We start from the raw sequence: 21,729 nt of genomic DNA, 5'->3' as shown, positions 1-21,729 counted from the left end.
TCTCTTTAACTCTTAATCAATAGTATTTGACCCATCTATTTCTTCATTTAAATCATTCAATCTATTTTTAAAACTTTCTATCTGCTTATCTGATAAATCAAGATACTCAGTTATCTTGCCTATATATTTAGGACTTTTAGTATTTATTAATTTTAAGGCACTATCCATGGACTTTTGTCTAAGTTCATACGCCTTTTTTACATCATCTCTAGCACTACTTAATACCTTTGTATATTCATCCTTAGAAAGTTCTGGGATTTGCATATTCTCATATTCTTCTATAACTTCTTTACACTTATTTCTAGCATTTGTAACATCTTTTTTTATACTAGATAATTTAGTTATATTTTTTGCAATATCCTTAGTATAAGGTATACATTCTCTCATTGGTACTAAAGCTACTCTTTCTATATTATAAATTTCTTTCTTGAAAATTCCTATACTTTCTAGGTCTATTTTTTTTATATCTTCACTATCATTTTCTTTACTTGTATAAGTATCTTTGTTTTCTCCAGTATTTACTTGTTTTTCTGATTCACTATTTGTTGAAGTATTTCTTTCTAAATCATTATTCTTTGTTACATCTTTTTGATTTTCTTCTTTATTATTTTCTGTACTTTGTGTATTTTTCTCTTGCTTATTATCTACTTTTTTGTTGTTTGATTCTTTGCTATTTTTTTTATCTTGTTTTAAATCTTCTTCTTCTTTTTCATTAAAATTTGATACATATTTCTCATCATATGTCTCATCAGAAATATAATTATGATAATACATAGATTCTTTTATCTTATTAAGTCCACTCATATAGATGTTACTTATCATTATTGTTGTAGCTAATACTACATAAATACTACTGTAGATACAAGACCTCTTAAAATTCTTGTAATTTCTGAATATCACTATCAAAGGAATAAGATATAAAAATATAAAAACTAATATCCACCTCATAAATCGTGTCTCCTTTCTCAAAACCGAAATCCCTCAAATATTTATTTTTAATCATGTATCTTATAGTATTTACCAATTTATGTTTTTTAATCGTGAACTTTTATTAAATTAAATTCTGTATAATCACAAGATGCTAATATATATTCAACTCCATTTCTAATTCCTTTTAGACCCATTTTAAAAGACTCTTTACCATGCAAGTGACCATAAATCACCTTTTCAACATTATATTCTTCAAATAATTTTGTAAATAAAGACTCCTCTAATCTATCATTTGTAGGAGGATAATGAGTGATTACTATTATTTTGGAATAACCTTTTTTACGGGCAGACTCTAATGACAGCCTTAATCTATTTTCTTCTCTTCTATAAACTTTTTCATCAGTCTCATCAAATTTAACATCATTGGGACATATCCAACCTCTACCTCCACAAATTGCATACTCTCTATATTCATAGAAATTTGTTTGAATAAAACGCATATTTTCATATAGCTTATTCAAACTTGTAACTGTTGTCCACCAATAGTCATGATTTCCCTTTATAAGTATTTTTTTACCTGGAAGTTCATTTATTATATCTAAGTCTTTTTTAGCTTCTGATAAATTAATTCCCCAAGATGTATCTCCTAATACTAATACTACATCTTCTTCTGTAACAACCTCTTTCCAATTATCTATAATCTTTTTTTCATGACCATCCCAATTACTGCCAAAGATATTCATTGGCTTATTTACTGATGTTGAAAAATGTAAATCACCTATTGCATATAAACTCATAACATCATTCCTTCCTTGATTAAACTAAATAGGCTGTCTCTTCTTAGAAATTATTTTCCATTAAGAGGCAGCCCCATTAATATTTAGTAAATTTTCTCTATAAGTAGCTTTATTGAACCACTCTATCATCTACCTTGTTATCCTTATATTGCTCTAATAACATATCTATTTCTTGTTTTAATTCTAAAATTTCGGTTATGTTTTTGTCTGTTTCAGTTCTATCCAACTTTCTTTGATACTGCATAGCTTTATGTGTATCACCTAAGTCATATAACTCTTGTATTCTATTTAGAGTGTCTCTAATTGCTATAGACTTCATTTGATACATAGCCTGAGCTTTCATTATATCCTCTCTTATTTCACTCATTTCTTGGTCTAAGAGAAACGCAGCATCAGATGCTCTTCTAAGTCTTTCTGCTAGAGTCTCAGGTATGTAATGGTCATATTTATATTTTAATGAATGTTCTATTGTAGCCCAGAAATTCATTGCAAGAGTTCTTATTTGTATTTCACATATAATTTCTTTTGAGCCCGCAATTGAGTTTATAGGATATTTTATTATAACATGATAGCTTCTATAACCACTATCTTTGTAGTTTGTAATATAATCTTTTTCTCCTATTATAGTCATATCATTTCTTACTTTTATCAAATCAACTATATAATATATATCTTCAACAAACTGGCACATTATTCTTATACCAGCAATATCATCAATTTCAGTTTCTATATCTTTCGCATTTAGCCTTTTTAACTTAGATATTATGGAAGATATTTTTTTTGTCCTTCCTGTGACAAATTCTATGGGAGAATACTCGCCTTTTGCTAAATATTCTTTTCTTATATTTTTAAATTTTATTTTCAATTCTTCTACTGCATGTTCATAAGGTGCTAGTATTTCATTCCATTTTTCGTATTCCATATTGCTCACCCTTTATTTGTTTTTTATGACCTTCTTTATTTTATCATAATTTATTTTGTTTTTGTATAGTAAAGCAATTCTCCATCTTCTAAGATATACCCTATTTCGTCTAAATCAATTAGGTAACTTATAACAGATATCAATGAAGATTTAAAAAAATGATACTCTTTATAATTATTGCTTAAATTATTGTTATTTATAATATTTTTTAGTAAAATTTCTAAAGATTTTGGTTTTTCAAGTAATTGTCTTATTTGGTATAAATATTTCTCTAAAGCATTCAAATGCTTTTCTATTAATTTATAAGCATCTTCTTTTGATATCACTTGTTTTCCATGTCCCAAAACCAAATACTCAAAATCTATACCTTTTAACTTTTCTAACGAGTTCATTTGCTCTTGTATATCATATAAAAATAAGAAATCGAATTTTGATAGAATTTCATCTCCTATCAAAAGGTCTCCCACAAAAATCACCTTATCTTTAGTTAAAACAGCTATACTTCCAGGTGTATGTCCCTGAAATTCAATTATATCAAACATTTCATTATTTAGTTCCAGCCTACCTGCATCTATAGTTTTATCTATTTCTATATCATCTAACATTTTACTTTTTAAAATACTATCCATAAATATATTGCTTTTCCCCCCAACAATATACTTTGAAAATAATTCTGGGTTTTCTATATATAACTTATCGTATTTTGATGACATTACGCACACATCTTTATAGTATTCTTTAAATTGATTACATGCCCCATAGTGGTCATCATGACCATGAGTGTTTATAATATATCTAACTTGTATTTTATTTTCATCTAATACTTTGGTTACTCTTCTTGGCCTCGAACCACATAATCCTGGGTCTATCATAAGTGCTGTATTATCCTCAAACACATATATTCCTGTATTTGTACCACCTTTTATAAAAAAAGTATTTCCTTTTACTTTTGTTAGATTCACCATCTTCACCTCATTTTGACAATATTTATACTACAAGTTATTATTTATTTAATATAAGACTCTAGTAGAATAAGTCTTTTTATTCTATTAATAGTTCTTTTTTTTATTTTAGGTTCTTTAGATATCCTTATTTTTACATTATATGCTAAATCTCTGTAAAATAGCGATTCTATAAGATATTCAACTATGCCTCTATCCTTAAAATCTATATCTATAATGTTATTAGAATATAGTTTTGAATCTAGTATCATAAGTTCATCAAAAAAGCTTAATCTCTCAGATTTACTCAAATAATCTTTACTTGGAATAAAGCTTTCACAATAATCTATTCTATAATTTACCACTTCATCATTTATTTCAAATCCATGTTGTCTCTTCATCAAGTCTTTATAAGCATTATTTTTCTTAGTCACATTATCTAGATTTTTGTTATAGTCCTCTTTTTTCCAATGTCCAAATAATCTACAATTTAGTGGTCTGACTTCATATATTAAACACCTATTATTATCATCTTTGAATGGACATGAATTTTTTTTAGAATACTCTTCAAAATAATAGTCTACTATTTTAATTATACATCTTCTTCTTAAATCCGCTCTATCTTCAAGATAACAAAATATATTCAAAAACTCAATTAAATTTATACCTACCGATTCCATACAACAATTACCACAACCAGAACAATTTCCAGTTGGTAAAGATTCATATACATCATTTAATTTATTAAAGAGCTTATTTTTAGTGGAATAATCTATACAATTTAAAATATCTTTATTTTTTATACTAGTCATTATTATTACTCCTTGTTATAATTATTAAGTTAATACAAACAATTATTATAACATATTTTTTAAATTTAATCGCATGAGGAGGCATTTTATGAATAGATATACAAAAATCATTAATATGATGGGAAGTTACTATACAAAAGACTTTGAAAAAGAAAAAAAGAATGTAATAAAAGTTAGAGAAGTTAAAGAGGATACTGTCAGAAAATTTTTCTTACAAGGTGACTGTGAAGTTCTAGTAGTATTTGAAGATACTGGCAAAGAAATCCTTATTGACGATTTTTCTCCTGAAGAAGATATCAAAAAATACTTAGGAGTAAAATTTATAAATAAAAAAAGATAGTTATTAAAACTAAACATCTAAATTAAATTTTAATAACTACAAGTTATTATTATATGCTTTCATAATTAAAAGTTATCTTTTATCTCTTTTTTAGACTTTAAGATAGCTTTTTTTCTATTTTTTGTAAAATAATTCCATAATACACACTAATATTTCACAAAATGATATAATATAACAAATAGATAAATTTTTTAAGTTTCTTAATACTTAATATTTTGCGAGGTGATTTTATGCAAATTTATTTTAGAGTTAAAGCTGTTGGCAAACGTAGACCTATGCTAGAACTTACCCCCTTTGATTTATCTGACAACATCAATTGCCTAAAAGAGGCTATCTCTGAAATTGTATCTAAAAATGTTCTTGAATATAATGAAAAGACCCCAGAAAAATCAATAATAAGCTTTTTAACTAGTGAAGATATTGAGTCTCAAGCTACTATTGGAAAAGTTGGATTCGGCTCTATCTACAATGAAAACAAACAATCTATAGAAAAAGCTATAGAAGTTGCACTACAAGCATTTGAAGATGGAATCTATAAAGTTCTTATAAACGAAGATGTTATTGAAGAACTCAATTCTCCTATAAATTTAAAAGATAGTGATATATTCACTTTTATAAGACTCACTCTACTTGCTGGAAGGATGTTTTAAAATAAATAAATTGGAGGTACATAAATGTCAGAACGTACTAGATTAGAAAAAAATCCTAAAATAATTGAAGATTTTAAAAACAATCTTACTAAATCTTCTTCAAAACCATATTACGATTTAACTGAAGCTCTTTGGGATTGTGTAAAAGACGAATCATACTATTATGATGTAAAAGATGAAAATAAATTCTTAGATATGATAAAAAAATACTATAATTGTTATTACTATGAAATTGAAAGTGTAGACACATTACTTTCTGGCCCTTTAAAAAATGCTTTAGAATTAATGTTTACTTCTGAGCAAGTAGAAGAACTTTGTCAATTAATTAAAAGAAAAATGAATTATACATATTCAGGAGGATACTATCGTAAAGGGTATCGCTCAAATAAACTTAAAGATTATTTTAGAAGTATAATTAGGCTTATTTCACATTATGTGAGTTTGATATATTACGATTTTTCTGTATTAGATTATCTTACACTTCCAGATAAAGTTCTTCAATATGATTATATAATGAGTGATAAAATCGCATTAGAAATAGATAATGGAAATGATGATGTAATCAATGCTTTAGAAGAAGTAATTTTTGGAGAAAATCAAACTGCCCTACTTACTAGACAAATGATAATTGGTATTATGAAAAGTCATAGTGAAAAATGCTATGAAATGCTTTCTAAACTTCTTTTGGCTGCTAAGCAACAAGAAGGTCTTAGACAACAAATTGTAGAAAGCCTAGACGAAGGTACAATTCCTGCATCTGTCTATATGTTAAAAACTATCCTAGATAACAATTTAGAAAGATTTAGTTCTGTTATAAGAGCTTTAGATACATGGACAGGGCTTGGTTTTTCAGACCAAAAACCTGGAATAATTCGTAAGTGCTTAGAACTTTCATATAAATCATTGACTGATAAAGAGTTTTGTATAGAGTCAATTAACAGTAAGGATAACCTTGAAATTTATTTTAGTTTATGGGCAGCTGCAACTTACAATATCTATGATTCATACACTCTTATTGAAAAATTGCTTTCATATGATGAAAAGTACAAAAAACTTGTAGCTCTTTACTTCTTATCAAATACAGAAAGTACATATTTTAAACACTCTGTTGCATCTAAAAATATTAAAGGCGACGATTTAGAGATACTTGCATGGGTAGTTAGAAATTTCTATGTAGAAAGTTCTGTTGGTTACTACTATAATTGGCAAAACCAAAAAGTTGATTTTGACTTATCAAATTCTCCTATTAATAAAGACTTTGATGCTAGAAAGGAACAATTTGAAAATCTAAAACATACTTTAGAACTTTTAAATTCAAAAACTAAGGAATTTTCTGGCAGTGTATTTCCATGGTCTTGGGTCGAAATTTCTTCTTACAGTATCCTTAGATGCATGATGACATTAACAGCATATGATATGAATACTCAATTTATGGATGTTCTAATGGACAACTATCTTCTTATGAGTTCTGATTTAAGAGCTTCATTTATAGCTAATTTTATAAATGAGCCAAAAACAGATAAACAACGTAGTTTCTTATTAGAATGTTTGAGCGATAAGAGTGTTTCTAATAGAGAAATTGTATTAAGTCTACTTAAAGAACTTGACTTATCAGATGTAGAGTTAGACAGAATAAACAACTTACTTACTTTAAAAACAAGCTCTATCAGACAAACAGTAATAAAGATTTTACTTGAACAAGATGATTCAAAACTAGAAAATATTGCTTCTTCTCTAATAAAATCTTCAAATTCGCAAAAATGTCTTGGAGGACTTGAAATTGTAAACTTATTAAAAGACAATACTGATAGACAAGAACTATACAATAAACTTATTTCATTAGTGGAAAGTGTTGATAAGTCTAAAAAGAATACATCTCAAGTTCAGATATTAATTGATAATTTATTAGGTAAAGCAAAAAATGATTATTGTAAAGAAAATGGATTTGGGATATACAATCCTGAAAATAAGGTTCAAATTCCTGAACAATTTGATTTTAAATACGATTCCTCTACTCCATCAAAACTTAATAAGATTATTTCCAATTTAAGCTTATCTTCTAATGAGGATTCTGTTTCTATATCAACTAAAAAAGAAGCTAAGAAGATTCTAGATGTAGATATAAATAAAATATTAAAAGTATATGAAAAATTTGATGAACTTATTATTGAAAATGCAGATTATGAGTATGAGGTTGAGAGATGGTCAGGTAATATGGATAAAATACTTTTAGGTTACTCTACATATAATCTAACTCCTATTAAACATATAACTGGAAATAATAAGGATACTATTGATAATTATCCATTAGCTGAACTTTGGAGAGAAACTAGTAAGAAACTTAATTTAGATTATAAAATAATCCTTGATATTTTATTTTATAGCATACGCTCATGCTCTTATCATGAAATAGAAAAAAGTTGGTTTTCATCTATATACTCAAATGTCCTTGATGAAAAAAAACAAAAAAAATTATATACAAAATTAGATAAATTAAAATTTGATGTTCTTACAAGAAAAATACTTGCAGTATTACTAAATGAATTTGACCAGAAAGAAATGTTTGAATACTGTTTAGATACATACTACAAACTTAGAAACCTATTAACTACTGAACAATGTAAAAAGCAAAGAGTTGAGTTTACTAAAAACTACTATAGACAAAATGAATACTGCCCTGCTTTAGATGCACCAATTTTAAACTATTGGCTTGGAAAGGCACATTCATTTATTTATGATGATATTTCTTTTACTAAGTTCTTCTATACTACATTTGCAAATTATCAACTTTTAGAATATAAATTCCCATTTTATACTAATATAGATATATTTGCTCGTGCATATGAATTGGGATTAATGACTGAGGAACAAATCAATCGAGAAATTGTAACTGGATACAATGCAACAAATATAATACGAATTTTGACAAACCCTAGATGGGGTGGTGATACATTAGAAAAACATCCATGGCTTGAAAACAATATAAAAACAGTTACAAATAGAATTATAGAAATCGAATCACGTAGAGGTGATATGCCAACAGAAGTTTCTCATCTAGCTGATAATATACAACATTTTGAGGGTATGAATTATTTCGTAAACATCTTAGTTGCTCTTGGTAAAGAAACTTTCCAAAGAGGATATTCATATGGTAGTAATTATTCAAAAAAAGATGTTTTGAGTTCTCTACTTAAAAATTGTTATCCTACTAAAGAAGATAATTCTAAAGAATTAAAAAAATTACTTAAAACTACTGATATTACTGAATTAAGATTAATAGAAGCTGCTATGTATGCTCCTCAATGGGTAAATATAATTGAAAAATATTTAAACTGGAAAGGTTTAAAGAGTACAATTTGGTATTTCCATGCACATATAAATGAAGGCTTCTCTGCTCAAAAAGAATCAGAAGTTGCTCTATTCTCTCCTATATCACCACAGAGTTTCATGGATGGAGCATTTGATGTGGATTGGTTTTTAGATTCATATAAAACTATTGGAGAAGAAAGATTCAATCTCCTTTACAAATCAGCTAAATACATAACTAGTGGTGGAAACTCTCACAGACGTGCACAACTTTATGCTGATGCTACACTTGGAAAACTTGATAAAGATATGCTGATGAAAGAAATTGAAACAAATAGAAATCAAGATAAATTGAGAAGTTTCTCTTTACTTCCTATGAAAAAAGGAGACCTTAAAGAAGCAACTTTCCGTTATGAATTTATTCAAAAGTTTGCTAAAGAAAGTAAACAATTTGGTGCACAACGTCGTGAAAGTGAATCAAAGGCTTGTGCTATAGCAATGGAAAACTTAGCTAGAAGTGCTGGTTTTGAAGATATCAATCGTATGATGTGGGCTCTTGAAACGGAAAAACTAAATGAGGTTGCTCATATATTTAAACCAAAGAATATTGATGGAACTTCACTTTGGATAGATGTTGATGAAAAAGGAAAAACATCTATAAAAGTCCAAAAAGGTGATAAGACTTTAAAAAGTGTACCAAAAGCTCTTGCAAAACATCCATATGTACTTGAACTTAAATCAGTACAAAGAGATTTAAAAAGTCAGTATTCTCGTGCAAAACAAAGTTTAGAGCAAGCTATGAAAAATGAAACAGTATTTACAGTTAAGGAAATCTCCAATATTTATAAAAACCCAGTTATTTGTCCTTTAGTTAAAAATCTAGTTTGGCTATGTGATGATACTATCGGATATATATATAATGATAAGTCTAAGTTCTTTATTTGTGATACAACTGGTGAACCTTATAGATTAACTGCAAAAAATAAATTAAAACTTGCACATCCAGTTCATCTGTTTGAATCTGGTAAATGGAGTGAATTCCAACATGACTTATTTGATAAGCAAATTGTTCAACCATTTAAGCAAGTGTTCCGTGAATATTATAGAATAAATGCTGACGAATTATCTGAAAAAACTATATCTCGTAGATATGCTGGCCATCAAATCCAGCCAAAGAAAACTGTAGCACTTCTTAGAAATCAACTTTGGACTGTTGACTATGAGGAAGGTTTACAAAAAGTATTCTACAAAGAAAATATAGTAGCAAAGATGTTTGCACTTGCAGATTGGTTTTCACCAGCAGACATTGAACCTCCAACTATTGAAACAGTAGAATTCTTTAATAGAAAGACTTATAAAAGCTTAGAACTAGCTTCTATACCGCCAATTCTTTTCTCTGAAGTTATGCGTGATATAGACCTTGTTGTAAGTGTTGCTCATGCTGGTGGTGTTGACCCTGAGACAAGCCACTCTACTGTAGAGATGCGTATAGCTATTGCTAAAGAACTACTATTGCTATTAAAGATTAAGAATGTCAATTTTGAAGGCTCTCATGCTCTTATAGCAGGTAATTTAGGTGATTATTCTGTACATATGGGTTCTGGTATTGTACATAAAAAAGGAATGGGTGCTTTAAATATACTTCCTGTACATTCTCAAAGTAGAGGTAAGATATTCCTTCCATTTGCTGATGAAGACCCTAAGACTGCTGAGATTATGTCTAAGATATTATTACTTGCTGAAGATAATAAGATTAAAGACCCTAGTATCTTAAGCAATTTATAAATATAAAACTATCTCTAAAATATATTGGACTTTCTAATTTTTTAAAGAAAGTCCAATATATTTTACACTATAACTTATATAAATTAACTCATAATTATAAATCATTTTTATATAAACTTTTCTTATATATCATCTTTATAATACTTATTGTATAATGGAATTTGTTTCTCTCTTTTCACTAGAATCTTTTAATTCTATAAAATCTATATAGAAAGTCTTTTTCTAGAGATTTATTTAATATGGCATTTTCTTGAAAATTTATAAACCTTATCTCCAAGGAAGATTTATTTATAGGTATAACCTTATGTATAAGCCTTAAATTTACTATGTATTGTTTATGAGTCATAAAGAAATTAGGAGGTAGGCGTTTTTTTAAATCATCAAAGTTCTCATAAAATTTTATCGTATCTTCATCTCTAGTATATAAATTAATAGCTCTTGAATTTTTCTCAAACATGACTATATCATCAAAATTAATCATATGTATCTGTTTCCTTATTTTATATACAAAAAGAGTATCTTCTATAAAATTATTTTTTGCAATTTTATGAGAGTTAATGTGGTCTATTGCTATATTAATTGAATCAATTATTTTTTCTTTTTTAAACGGCTTAACTATAAAATCTATAGGATGTACTTTAAAGCTCTCAAGACTATAGTCAGCAAAACCTGTTACAAAAACTATATGTATATCTTTATCTATAGAAAGAATTTCTTTAGCAGAATCAATACCATTTTTATATGGCATATCAATGTCAATAATCAATAAGTCTATTTTCTCACTTTTTATAAATTCAATTGCTTCTATACCATCCTTGACTTTCTTAACATAATCTACATATCCAGACTCTTTAACTATATTTGCTATATCATCTCTTACAATTTTATCATCATCACAAATCAAAACTTTTATCACAGACTTCTCTCCTCCTAACTAATAATATTTTGGTATTAAAATTACAAATTCAGTTAAAAAATCGTCACTATTTACAAGTATACTATAATCATACTTATCTAATATATTTTTAACTAGATATAACCCAAAACCTCTATCTTGTCCTTCTTTAGTGCTAAACCCATCCAAAAATATACTTTCAACATTATGTATTTTAGGACCATTATTTTTTATGGCTACAATATACTGAAATTCATCTTCATATGCATGCAATCTTATATACTTCTTTTCCTTTTTTATAGCAGACAAAGACTCTATTGCATTGTCTATTATATTTAATAGTACTGAACTCATGTCGTTAGGTTCAATCTCTAAATTATCCATAAAATCTTGAATATAGACATCAAAAGATATATTCTTTTCAAGGCATTCCTCATATTTTAATGAAGCTATAGCATCTAAATAAGATACTTTCCCATACCTTGAGTTTTTTGATTTAAAGTTATTTGATATATTCATTATATATCCTTTAGCATCTTCATCTAACCCAGTATTTAATAGAGAATACACTACTTGCAAATGTTTCAAATAGTCATGTTTTTGACTTCTTAATTTGACGATTATATTATCCTTATGATTTATTTTACTATCTAGCTTTTGTAACTTGGATTCTTGTTCATTGTTATTATTTATCAATCTTATAAATTTAAAACCTATATAACAACTTAAAATAATTAAAATTAGAAAAAATATAATGTTTAATACCCCTTCAAGTAAAGAATTATATCCTAAACTTAATTGTATATATTGAATACTCTCCATGAATAAAATCCATACAAAACATGATAAAAAAAATGTTAGTAGTCCTCTTTTTAATATGTCTAATTCTTTGTAAAACCTATACTTATTCATTATAAGGTTACTAAATATAAATAAGGTTAGTATTACTATAGGAAATATAAAGTTATTCTCCATAATTTCCCTCCCATCTACAATTTATATGAAAATTATATCATTTTAAAAAAATTATGTAAAAAGTCAAAATTTACATATAGATTAACTAAACTTGTAAAAACACATATAAATTTGTACAATTAACTGATTAAAATTTGAAAATACTTACTTTGCTATATATTTTAGATAAATATATAATTGATTTAGTTAAGAAAGGAAGGTGGTAAACATGAAAGATAATTTGAAAATAGTACTAAGGTATATAAAAAGTTATAAAGCTAGGTCTTTAGCAATTGCTGTGAGTATAATTCTTGCCACATCACTCATTGTCGGTATTGGTACCCTCTCAAGAAGTTCTCAGCAAGCAGATGTAGATAGATTGAGAAGAGAACTTGGAACTGACCATGCATACTTTAAAGATATAAAGATAAATCAATTAGAATCCATAAAATCTAGTAAAGATATTAAAAATTTGGGTATAACATCTTACTATGCATCCACAGATGTTAATGAAAAATTACCTATAAACATAGAATATGCAAATAAAAATTACTTGACTAGCCATTCTAAACTTATAAAAGGTAGCTTTCCAAAAGCTAGCAATGAGGTGGTAGTAGAGAAATGGGCCTTAAATAGTATGGGTTTAAAACCAGAGATAAATCAAGACCTTACTTTTAAATTATATCAAAAAGAAAATCCAGAGACTTTTAAAGTCGTAGGAATACTTGAAGATAGATATATAGAAAAAAGCAAGGGAAAATGTGAAATTTTTTTGAATCTCAATCAATCAAAATTGGATAAGTTTACAGCTTATGTTGAATTTAATGAGGGCAGTGATATAAATACAAACATAGACAATATAGCAAAAAATGCTATGTTGGATGAGAATAGTATAGGAAAAAACTCAATGCTTATAGACTCTACTATGGAAAATGGTATTTTAGATGATTCAAGTAAATTCGTTGCAATTGCGATGAGTCTATTTGCTGGTATTGTAATATATAGTATCTATGTTATATCAATATACCAAAGAGTACAGGAATATGGTGTCTTAAGAGCAATTGGAGCCACTAATTTTAGGATTTTCAAACTTATGTTTTATGAACTTTTCATACTTGCTTTGATAGCAATGCCTATAGGTATATGTACAGGTATGGGGGGAGCACAAATATTTAATAGGTCTGCAGGAAATATTAAATTTGAAGGAAATATAAATGTTACACCTTTTGTTATTCCAGATAAAATAATCCTCTTATCAATTGCATGTACAATACTAACAATACTGATTATAAGTTTCTTTACATACTTAAAAATAAGAAGAATTTCCCCTATTGATGCTATCAGAAAAACTTTTGGAACTGATAAAAATGTAACCAAAGTTAATTCTTTAATATCCAAATTAACTTTAAATATATCAGTAACAAAATCTATATCTGCGAAAAACATCTTTAGAAATAAAAAGGGCTTCATTGTAATTATATTATCTATGAGCATAGGAGGTATAATCATCATAAAAGACAATTATAAATCTTCTTTTTTAGATGTCCAAAACAAAAGTAGTCAAGAGCAAACATATATGAATGCAGATTTTATTCTATCAAATGTTTTTCTAAATGAAACTGGCAACAGCACTTCTTTCAAGGATATAAAGGGTTTTAATGATAATCAGATAGACAAAATAAAAAATATAGATGGAATTGGCAAAATCAAAACTGCTAGCATATTGAACACGAGAATAGAGGTAGATACAATAAATAGATTAGATTACTACGAAGCTATAAATTCAGCTCCTTATTATAAGAAATTTCCTCTATTCACAAAAAATAAGACTACCGGAAAATATACACTAAAACAAAAGTTAAGAGGTTATGATGATGAGATGATAAAATCATTAGAAAAATACTTAGTAAGTGGAAGTATAAATTTGAAAAAAATGAAAAAAGAAAACTTGTCTATAGTATATGTACCAGAAATTTCTAAAACACAGAAATATTCAAAGACTTTTACTCCTGGCGCAGGCACACCAGCTGTAGATATAAAAGTAGGCGATACTATAAAGGTCAAATATCCAAAAGTTGGAATAGATACAGGACTTTATGAAAGTCAAAAAGATAATTATGAATATCTAGAATATGACTTTAAAGTTGGAGCTATTGTAAGTTATCCTTTTGCAGATAATGGTATGTACTCTGGAGATGAGGGTGTAGATGTAATAACGAGTAGCGAATATCTAAAAAAATTAACTGATGTAGATAAGTATAACTTAGTTTATATAGACCTTAATAAAAATGCAAACAAGAAAAAAATAAATAAACTTTTGGGTAAAATTGGAAGTGAAGTTCCTGGAACTACAACGGTAGATATGATGGTAGAAAAAGAAAACTCTGATAAGATGACATCTAGGTCCATGATTTATAATTATGGTATAGTAGCAGTGATGTTCATAATTAGTGTATTTAATATAATAAATAACATAAGTTATAACTTAACCTCAAGAACTAACGAATTTGGAATGTTAAGAGCTATTGGTATCTCTGAGAAAGGATTTAAAAATATGATACTCTATGAGGGAATATTATATGGAGCACTCTCAAGTATAATTACCATTGTGGCTGGTCTTATAATACAATTTAAAATGTATTACCTGCAGGGATTTGTATCATATGGATTGGGATTTTCAATAGATTACAAAATATATATCCTAGTTGTTTTAGCAAACATAATTGTAGGTATTCTAGCTACATATATTCCATCAAGGAAGATAAATAAAATTAGTATAGTCGAAGCTATAAACATTACAGAATAGGAGGAGTAATTATGCCTATATTAGAGATTCTTAACTTAGGTAAGATTTATGGAAAAAAAGAAACATCTGTACATGCACTAAAGGATGCAAATTTAAAAATAAATAAGGGTGAATTTGTTGCAATAATTGGCCCAAGTGGAAGTGGGAAAAGCACATTTCTACATTTAGTAGGTGGTCTTGAGAGACCAAGTAGTGGAACTATAAAAGTCGATGGTAAAGATATATGTTGCCTTTCAGATAAAGAACTAGCAAAATATAGAAGACAAAAAGTAGGATTTGTCTTTCAACAGTATAACCTAATTCCAGTATTAAATGTAAAAGAAAATATAGAATTACCACTAAAGTTAGACAATAAAAAAGTCGATGAAGAATACATCAAAGACCTTATAAATTTATTGGGGCTTAATGAGAGGAAAAATCATCTTCCAAATCAATTATCTGGTGGTCAACAACAAAGAGTTGCTATTGCACGTGCTTTATCTACAAAACCAAGTATAATCCTAGCAGATGAACCAACAGGAAATTTGGACAGCAAAACTACAGAAGAAGTCATGGATTTACTAAAAAGTTCAATAAAAAAATATAACCAAACGCTTATAATAATAACACATAATGAAAATATTGCTAGAAAAGCAGATAGAATTATATCTATAATAGATGGAGAGCTTAGTTAAACTAACACTCTAAAATCATTTATAGAAAAGAGGATTTAAATGTTATTAGTTTTAGGTAATTTAAATTTAGACTTGGATTTTGACTACAGAATAATAAGAGAAGAAAATGATGATGTAGATATATTTATAGATATTAGTTATCGTAGCTTAGATATAGATACTGATGGTTCTAACTTATTTAATTCTAGAATCCAATTTCCATTTGTAAGAGCATTAATTCTAAGATTAAATAAGAACAAGCAATGTATGACAATTCATTTGTTAAGAGATATAGATTTATTTTCTGCCTTTGCTAACTTCGAGGTAGATTACAACGACTCTGTCATAAATATAAAAAATCAAAATGAGAAAGTTATTCTAAATAAATCTATCAAAAAGTAATAAGGGGGCCTTAATAGGCCCCAGTTTTTTTGTTTTCTATACCTATTATATCATGATAAATAGATTAGTCAATAGAATTTTCTGAATATTTTTATAATTTTTTCATAAAGTTTTTTATATATTATACTTTAAAATTATATGTAATAAAAAAATTTTGTGACTAATTTTAAAGTTAATTGATTAAATATACATATTCAAAATCAATATAAATTTTCTTACCTTTTGTCATTTTTATTTAGGTTTTAAGTTATAATCTATCATTAACAAATATTTATATATAGCTCTAATAAAACTCTATTTATATGCAAATCTAATAATTTATATACAAGTCTAATAACTTATATTCAAGTCTAATAGAATTAATATTCTAAAAGAAATATTATTTACCATAATAAACTTTTAAATATATCTCTTTTAATTCACTCATCAATGGATATCTAGGATTTGCACCTGTACATTGGTCATCAAATGCTTGTTCAACCATAGCATCCAATCCCTCTAAGAATTTAGCTTCATCTACTCCTGCCTCTTTTATAGTCTTAGGAAGACCCACTCTTGCCTTTAATTCATCTATTGCTTTTATAAGATTATCCACTTTTTCTTGGTCTGTATTTCCTTTAATTCCTGCGAAAGAAGCAAATTCAGCATATCTTTGTATACAATCAGGGTGTCTGTATTGTGAAAATGCGCCCATCTTATTTGGAGCTTCTGCACAATTGAACTTAATTACTTCATTTATTAACAATGCATTTGCAACACCGTGTTGAACATGGTGGAATGCACCAAGTTTATGTGCCATAGAGTGGCAAATTCCTAAGAAAGCATTTGCAAAAGCCATACCAGCCATAGTAGATGCCATTGCCATTTTTTCTCTTGCTACTTTATCAGTCTTTCCATTTTTATATGCACGAGGTAAATATTCAAATATTATTTTGCCTGCTTGAAGTGCTAGTCCATCAGCTGGTTCAGTTCTTAACATAGATACATATGCCTCTAGTGCATGTGTTAATGCATCAACACCTGACGCTGCTGTTAATCTTGGTGGCATTTCCATCATCATATCTGCATCAATTATAGCCATATTTGGCATTAATTCATAATCTGCTAATGGATATTTTACACCTGAATCTTGGTCAGTTATAACTGCAAATGGAGTTACTTCTGAACCAGTTCCTGCTGAAGTAGGAATAGCTGCAAAGTATGCTTTTTCACCCATCTTAGGAAATGCATATACTCTTTTTCTTATATCCATAAATCTCATTGCTAAATCTTGGAAATCTACTTCTGGATGCTCATACATTACCCACATTATCTTACCAGCATCCATTGCACTACCTCCACCTACAGATATTATTAAGTCTGGTTGGAAATCGGACATAGCCTTAGCCCCTTCTCTTGCACAAGCTAGTGTTGGGTCTGGAGCAACATCAAAGAATGTAGTATGCTTAATTCCCATTTCATCCAATAAATCAGTTAGTTTTTTAGTATAACCATTATTGTAAAGGAAAGAGTCTGTTACTATAAAAGCTTTCTTTTTATTCATGACATCTTTAAATTCTCTTGCTGCTACACCTAAACATCCTTTTTTGAAATAAACTTTTTGTGGGGCTCTAAACCAAAGCATATTCTCTCTCCTTTCAGCTACTGTCTTGATATTAAGTAAATGCTTAACTCCTACGTTTTCTGATACTGAGTTTCCACCCCAAGAACCGCAACCAAGAGTAAGAGATGGAGCTAATTTAAAGTTATATAAATCACCTATACCACCTTGTGATGATGGAGTATTAACTAATACTCTACAAGTCTTCATAGCATTTACAAACTTCTCTACTCTCTCTGGTTGATTGATAGAGTCTGCATACAATGATGAAGTATGACCATACCCACCATCAGCAACTAATTTTTCAGCCTTAGCAACTGCATCTTCAAAACTCTTAGACTTGTACATTGCAAGGACAGGAGAAAGTTTTTCATGTGCAAAAGGTTCCTCTACTTCAACAGATTCAACTTCGCCAATTATTATCCTAGCTGTTTTTGGCACTTCTACATCTGCCATTTTTGCTATTACATGAGCTGGTTGTCCAACTATTTTTGCATTTAAAGTTCCATCGATTATTACTACTTTACCTACCTTTTCTGTTTCTTCTTTATTTAAGAAATGTGCTCCACGATATTTAAATTCTTTTTTAACTTCTTCATATATTTTTTCTGGTACTATTACTGCTTGCTCAGAAGCACATATCATACCATTATCAAATGATTTTGATACTAATATTGAACTTACAGCCATTTTTATATCTGCACTCTCATCTATTATTGCTGGTACATTTCCAGGTCCAACTCCAACAGCTGGTTTACCTGAAGAATATGCAGATTTAACCATTCCAGGTCCGCCAGTAGCTAATATAAGGTCTGCTTCTGCCATAACAACATTAGTCAATTCAATTGAAGGCACATCTACCCAACCTATAAGACCTTTTGGTGCTCCTGCCTTAACTGCTGCATCATGTACAACTCTAGCTGCTTCTATAGTACAGTTTTTAGCTCTTGGATGAGGGGAGAAAATTATACCATTTCTAGTTTTTAGTGCTATTAGGGACTTGAATATTGCAGTTGATGTAGGGTTAGTTGTTGGTATAACTGCTGATAATACACCTACTGGTTCAGCAATCTTTGTAAATCCAAATGCCTCATCTTTTTCTATAACACCACAAGTTTTAGTGTCTTTATAAGCATTATAGATATACTCTGAAGCGAAATGGTTTTTTATAACTTTATCTTCAACAATACCCATACCAGTCTCTTCAACTGCCATTTTTGCTAGGGGAATTCTTTGTTGATTTGCTGCAGTTGAAGCAGCTAAGAAAATTTTATCTACTTGCTCTTGTGTAAATGTTGCAAATTCTTTTTGTGCTAATCTAATTTCCTCTAGCCTCATTCTTAATGTCTCAACACTATTGACAATCTCAGGGCTACATACTTCAACAGCTACTGTTTCTACAACCTTTTCTTTTTTCTCCATAACTAAAAACCTCCCTAAATAATTATGCATCTCCTATTTTTATAAATCTTAAATGCATCATCTATTATATTTTTAACCTATACTTAAAATAATTTTATAGATTTCATATCTATACTTTAGATTTTATTTATTTTATGCCCTTAGGTCAAGAAGTTTTTTTTCTGAATATTTTGTCAATTTATTTTTTAACAAATATATTATTTTTTTTACTTTTATTAAATTTTTTTATTTAAATAAGATATATTTCATTTGAATAATTTACTTTGACTAAATAAACTACTAAAATGATAATTTATATCTTTCACTTTTTTTATTTATTAAATTTTATATGTTATTTTTACAAGTAAGACATAATATTTTTGTCATATTTTCATAAAATAACACTTATTTTTGATTTATATGCATTTTTTCTTTTGATAATGACTATGTAATTTTTAAAAATATATAAATTAAAAATATTTTAGTTTCTATAAGTTATTTTTAAGTCAATATCTTAAAATAATATTTTTCATGTAGATAAACAATTTTTATATCAACCTCGTTAATTTTTTACTTACAATATGTATACAAAAAATTTTACAGCACAAAATTATTTATAAATTCTTAGTTTATTATCATATTAATTAATTTTTTCTCAGGTATATCCAATCAATTAATTGTGAATAAAAATTAATTTAATTGGGTAAAAGTAGATATCATAAAAAATTTTATATTAAATTTGTAGTACTTATATAAGAGATAAAATTTCCTATAATATTTTTTCATTAAATTTTTTCTTTTACAACAAATACTTACTACCTTTTGATATAATATTTTTATCAGTTATTATATTCAGGTTTTGAAAGGAGTATTAAAATGAGTTTATTAGTTTTCGGACATAAAAATCCAGATACAGATTCAATATGTTCTGCAATTTCATTAGCACATTTAAAAAACAAATTAGGGATAGAAGCAACAGCTTATGCTTTAGGAGACATCAGAAAGGAAGCTAAATACGCCTTAGATTACTTTAAGGTAGATGCACCTGAAATCTTAGATAACGTTAGAATACAAGTTAGAGATTTAAATTATGATAAGGTAGTACCTTTAACTCCAACTTCTTCTATATTAGAAGCCTATAATCTTATGGATGAAAAAAATGTTAAAACATTACCTGTAACTTATGAGGATGGAACTTTTGCTGGTATTATTACCATGAAAGAAATAGCTAAAAACCTTCTTCATCAACATTTTACAACTATACACACATCACTATCAAATATCTGCAAAAACCTTAATGGTAATATCCTTGTAGATTGTGGTGAAGATGTAAAAGGTAGAGTTGTTACTTTATCATTTGGTATGGAAACCCTGATAGAGACTTTAAAAGAAGGGGATATAGCTATTGTTGGCGATAGATATGATAGTATTGAATACGCAATTGATACAAAAGTTAAGCTTTTAATACTTACTAATCATACAAAAATTTCAAAAGACTTACTAGCTCTTGCTAAAATAAATGGAGTGTCTGTTGTTTCTGTTGAAAGTGACAACTACAAAACTTCTAATGTCATAAATCAATGTAGTTTCTTAGATTCTATAGAAGCCACAGATAATTTGATTACATTTAAAGAAGATGACTATATGGATGAAATAAAAGAAATTATGTTAGAAACAAATTTTAGATCTTATCCTATATTAGATGATGACAATAAGTTTTTAGGATTAATTTCAAAAGGGCATCTATTAAATCCATCTAAAAAGAATGTTGTTTTAGTTGACCATAATGAATATGCTCAAAGTGCTGATGGAATTGAACAAGCAAATATAGTTGAAATAGTTGACCATCATAAACTTGGTGGTATTTCTACTGATGTTCCTATGTCTTTTAGAGTTATGCCTGTTGGATGCAATAGTACTATAATTTATCAAATGTATAAAGAAAATAATGTTGAGATACCTTATGAAATAGCTGGTCTTCTTTTATCTGCTATATTATCTGATACATTATTATTTAAATCTCCAACAACTACTGATATGGATAAGAAAGCTTGTGAAGAATTAAGTAAAATAGCAAAAGTAGACATGGAAAAATATGCTATGGATATGTTTAAATGTGGTACTTCTTTAGATGAGTTTACTATAGAACAAATAGTAAATATGGACTTTAAAGAGTTTAACATGAGTGGACATAGAGTTGGTATAGGACAAGTATTTACTTTAGACACAGACTCTATATTTGCTAAGAAGGATGAATTTTTATCTTATATAAATTCAACTGATTATGACAAATTAGTTCTTGCAGTTACAGATATAATAAAAGAAGGTTCTTATTTAATTTACAAAGCAGAAGATAGATTGATTGCTGATGCATTTGGTATTGAAGGAGTTCAAGGAACATTTGCTCCAGGTGTTGTATCTAGAAAGAAACAATTAGTACCTAACTTAACTACTGCAATTAAAAATTTTAAATAATATAAAATCTTTAAACAACACAAAAACTGTTTCAAATTTAAATTTGAAACAGTTTTTTAT

General features: G+C 27.8%; 15 protein-coding genes. 7 read left to right on the top strand and 8 right to left on the bottom strand.

The window, feature by feature from the left end; translation table 11 throughout:
* Positions 1-12: 12 nt before the first annotated feature.
* From IC173_RS16205 to IC173_RS16185, 5 genes are all read right to left on the bottom strand, one after another.
* Positions 13-948 carry an MSCRAMM family adhesin SdrC gene (locus IC173_RS16205; RefSeq protein WP_227855860.1) on the bottom strand — a complete coding sequence of 312 codons (936 nt, stop codon included), beginning with the start codon at positions 946-948 and terminating at the stop codon, positions 13-15.
* Positions 949-1,034: 86 nt separating this feature from the next.
* Positions 1,035-1,727: a metallophosphoesterase gene (locus IC173_RS16200; protein WP_227435481.1), complete on the bottom strand. Its 693-nt coding sequence runs from the start codon at positions 1,725-1,727 to the stop codon at positions 1,035-1,037.
* A gap of 109 nt (positions 1,728-1,836) precedes the next feature.
* On the bottom strand, positions 1,837-2,649 hold the full coding sequence (locus tag IC173_RS16195) for a GTP pyrophosphokinase family protein (RefSeq protein ID WP_227435483.1): 813 nt from the start codon (positions 2,647-2,649) through the stop codon (positions 1,837-1,839).
* Between the two features lie 50 nt (positions 2,650-2,699).
* On the bottom strand, positions 2,700-3,611 hold the full coding sequence (locus IC173_RS16190) for an MBL fold metallo-hydrolase (protein ID WP_413926965.1): 912 nt from the start codon (positions 3,609-3,611) through the stop codon (positions 2,700-2,702).
* Between the two features lie 44 nt (positions 3,612-3,655).
* Positions 3,656-4,402 (bottom strand): YkgJ family cysteine cluster protein, encoded by a 747-nt coding sequence (locus IC173_RS16185; RefSeq protein WP_227855859.1) that lies wholly within the window; start codon positions 4,400-4,402, stop codon positions 3,656-3,658.
* An 88-nt stretch (positions 4,403-4,490) separates the two neighbouring features.
* Here IC173_RS16185 and IC173_RS16180 point away from each other — a divergent pair, with 88 nt between their 5' ends.
* The 3 genes from IC173_RS16180 (at position 4,491) to IC173_RS16170 (ending at position 10,483) form a co-directional block, all read left to right on the top strand.
* On the top strand, positions 4,491-4,742 hold the full coding sequence (locus IC173_RS16180) for a hypothetical protein (protein ID WP_227435489.1): 252 nt from the start codon (positions 4,491-4,493) through the stop codon (positions 4,740-4,742).
* Positions 4,743-4,972: 230 nt separating this feature from the next.
* The gene (locus IC173_RS16175; RefSeq protein ID WP_227435491.1) at positions 4,973-5,392 is read left to right on the top strand and encodes a hypothetical protein; all 420 of its coding nucleotides are present in this window, start codon (positions 4,973-4,975) and stop codon (positions 5,390-5,392) included.
* 24 nt (positions 5,393-5,416) lie between these two features.
* Positions 5,417-10,483: a DUF4132 domain-containing protein gene (locus tag IC173_RS16170; RefSeq protein WP_227855858.1), complete on the top strand. Its 5,067-nt coding sequence runs from the start codon at positions 5,417-5,419 to the stop codon at positions 10,481-10,483.
* 178 nt (positions 10,484-10,661) lie between these two features.
* Here the strand turns inward: IC173_RS16170 and IC173_RS16165 are convergent, their stop codons facing one another.
* Together IC173_RS16165 and IC173_RS16160 are read right to left on the bottom strand one after the other, a co-directional pair.
* A complete protein-coding gene (locus IC173_RS16165; RefSeq protein WP_227836344.1) occupies positions 10,662-11,399 on the bottom strand; it encodes a LytR/AlgR family response regulator transcription factor in 738 nt (245 codons plus the stop codon).
* 18 nt (positions 11,400-11,417) lie between these two features.
* Positions 11,418-12,353 carry a sensor histidine kinase gene (locus IC173_RS16160; protein WP_227825093.1) on the bottom strand — a complete coding sequence of 312 codons (936 nt, stop codon included), beginning with the start codon at positions 12,351-12,353 and terminating at the stop codon, positions 11,418-11,420.
* A gap of 208 nt (positions 12,354-12,561) precedes the next feature.
* Here IC173_RS16160 and IC173_RS16155 point away from each other — a divergent pair, with 208 nt between their 5' ends.
* From IC173_RS16155 to IC173_RS16145, 3 genes are read left to right on the top strand one after another with little or no spacing between them, the layout of a single operon-like run.
* The gene (locus IC173_RS16155; RefSeq protein WP_227855857.1) at positions 12,562-15,138 is read left to right on the top strand and encodes an ABC transporter permease; all 2,577 of its coding nucleotides are present in this window, start codon (positions 12,562-12,564) and stop codon (positions 15,136-15,138) included.
* 11 nt (positions 15,139-15,149) lie between these two features.
* Positions 15,150-15,812, top strand: a complete 663-nt coding sequence (locus IC173_RS16150) for an ABC transporter ATP-binding protein (RefSeq protein WP_227483393.1) — start codon at positions 15,150-15,152, stop codon at positions 15,810-15,812.
* 39 nt (positions 15,813-15,851) lie between these two features.
* Positions 15,852-16,193, top strand: coding sequence for a hypothetical protein (locus IC173_RS16145; RefSeq protein ID WP_227483394.1), 342 nt, complete (start codon positions 15,852-15,854; stop codon positions 16,191-16,193).
* A gap of 379 nt (positions 16,194-16,572) precedes the next feature.
* Here IC173_RS16145 and adhE read toward each other — a convergent pair whose 3' ends face one another.
* Positions 16,573-19,215 carry a bifunctional acetaldehyde-CoA/alcohol dehydrogenase gene (gene adhE / locus IC173_RS16140; RefSeq protein WP_227831699.1) on the bottom strand — a complete coding sequence of 881 codons (2,643 nt, stop codon included), beginning with the start codon at positions 19,213-19,215 and terminating at the stop codon, positions 16,573-16,575.
* Positions 19,216-20,070: 855 nt separating this feature from the next.
* Here adhE and IC173_RS16135 point away from each other — a divergent pair.
* Positions 20,071-21,669 carry a putative manganese-dependent inorganic diphosphatase gene (locus IC173_RS16135; protein ID WP_227435512.1) on the top strand — a complete coding sequence of 533 codons (1,599 nt, stop codon included), beginning with the start codon at positions 20,071-20,073 and terminating at the stop codon, positions 21,667-21,669.
* The last annotated feature ends 60 nt before the right edge of the window (positions 21,670-21,729 follow it).

This window comes from Clostridioides sp. ES-S-0048-02 (assembly GCF_020658495.1).
Classification (GTDB): domain Bacteria; phylum Bacillota; class Clostridia; order Peptostreptococcales; family Peptostreptococcaceae; genus Clostridioides.
Note: the sequence above shows the minus strand (reverse complement) of the source record. Positions and strands in the feature narration are given on the sequence as shown.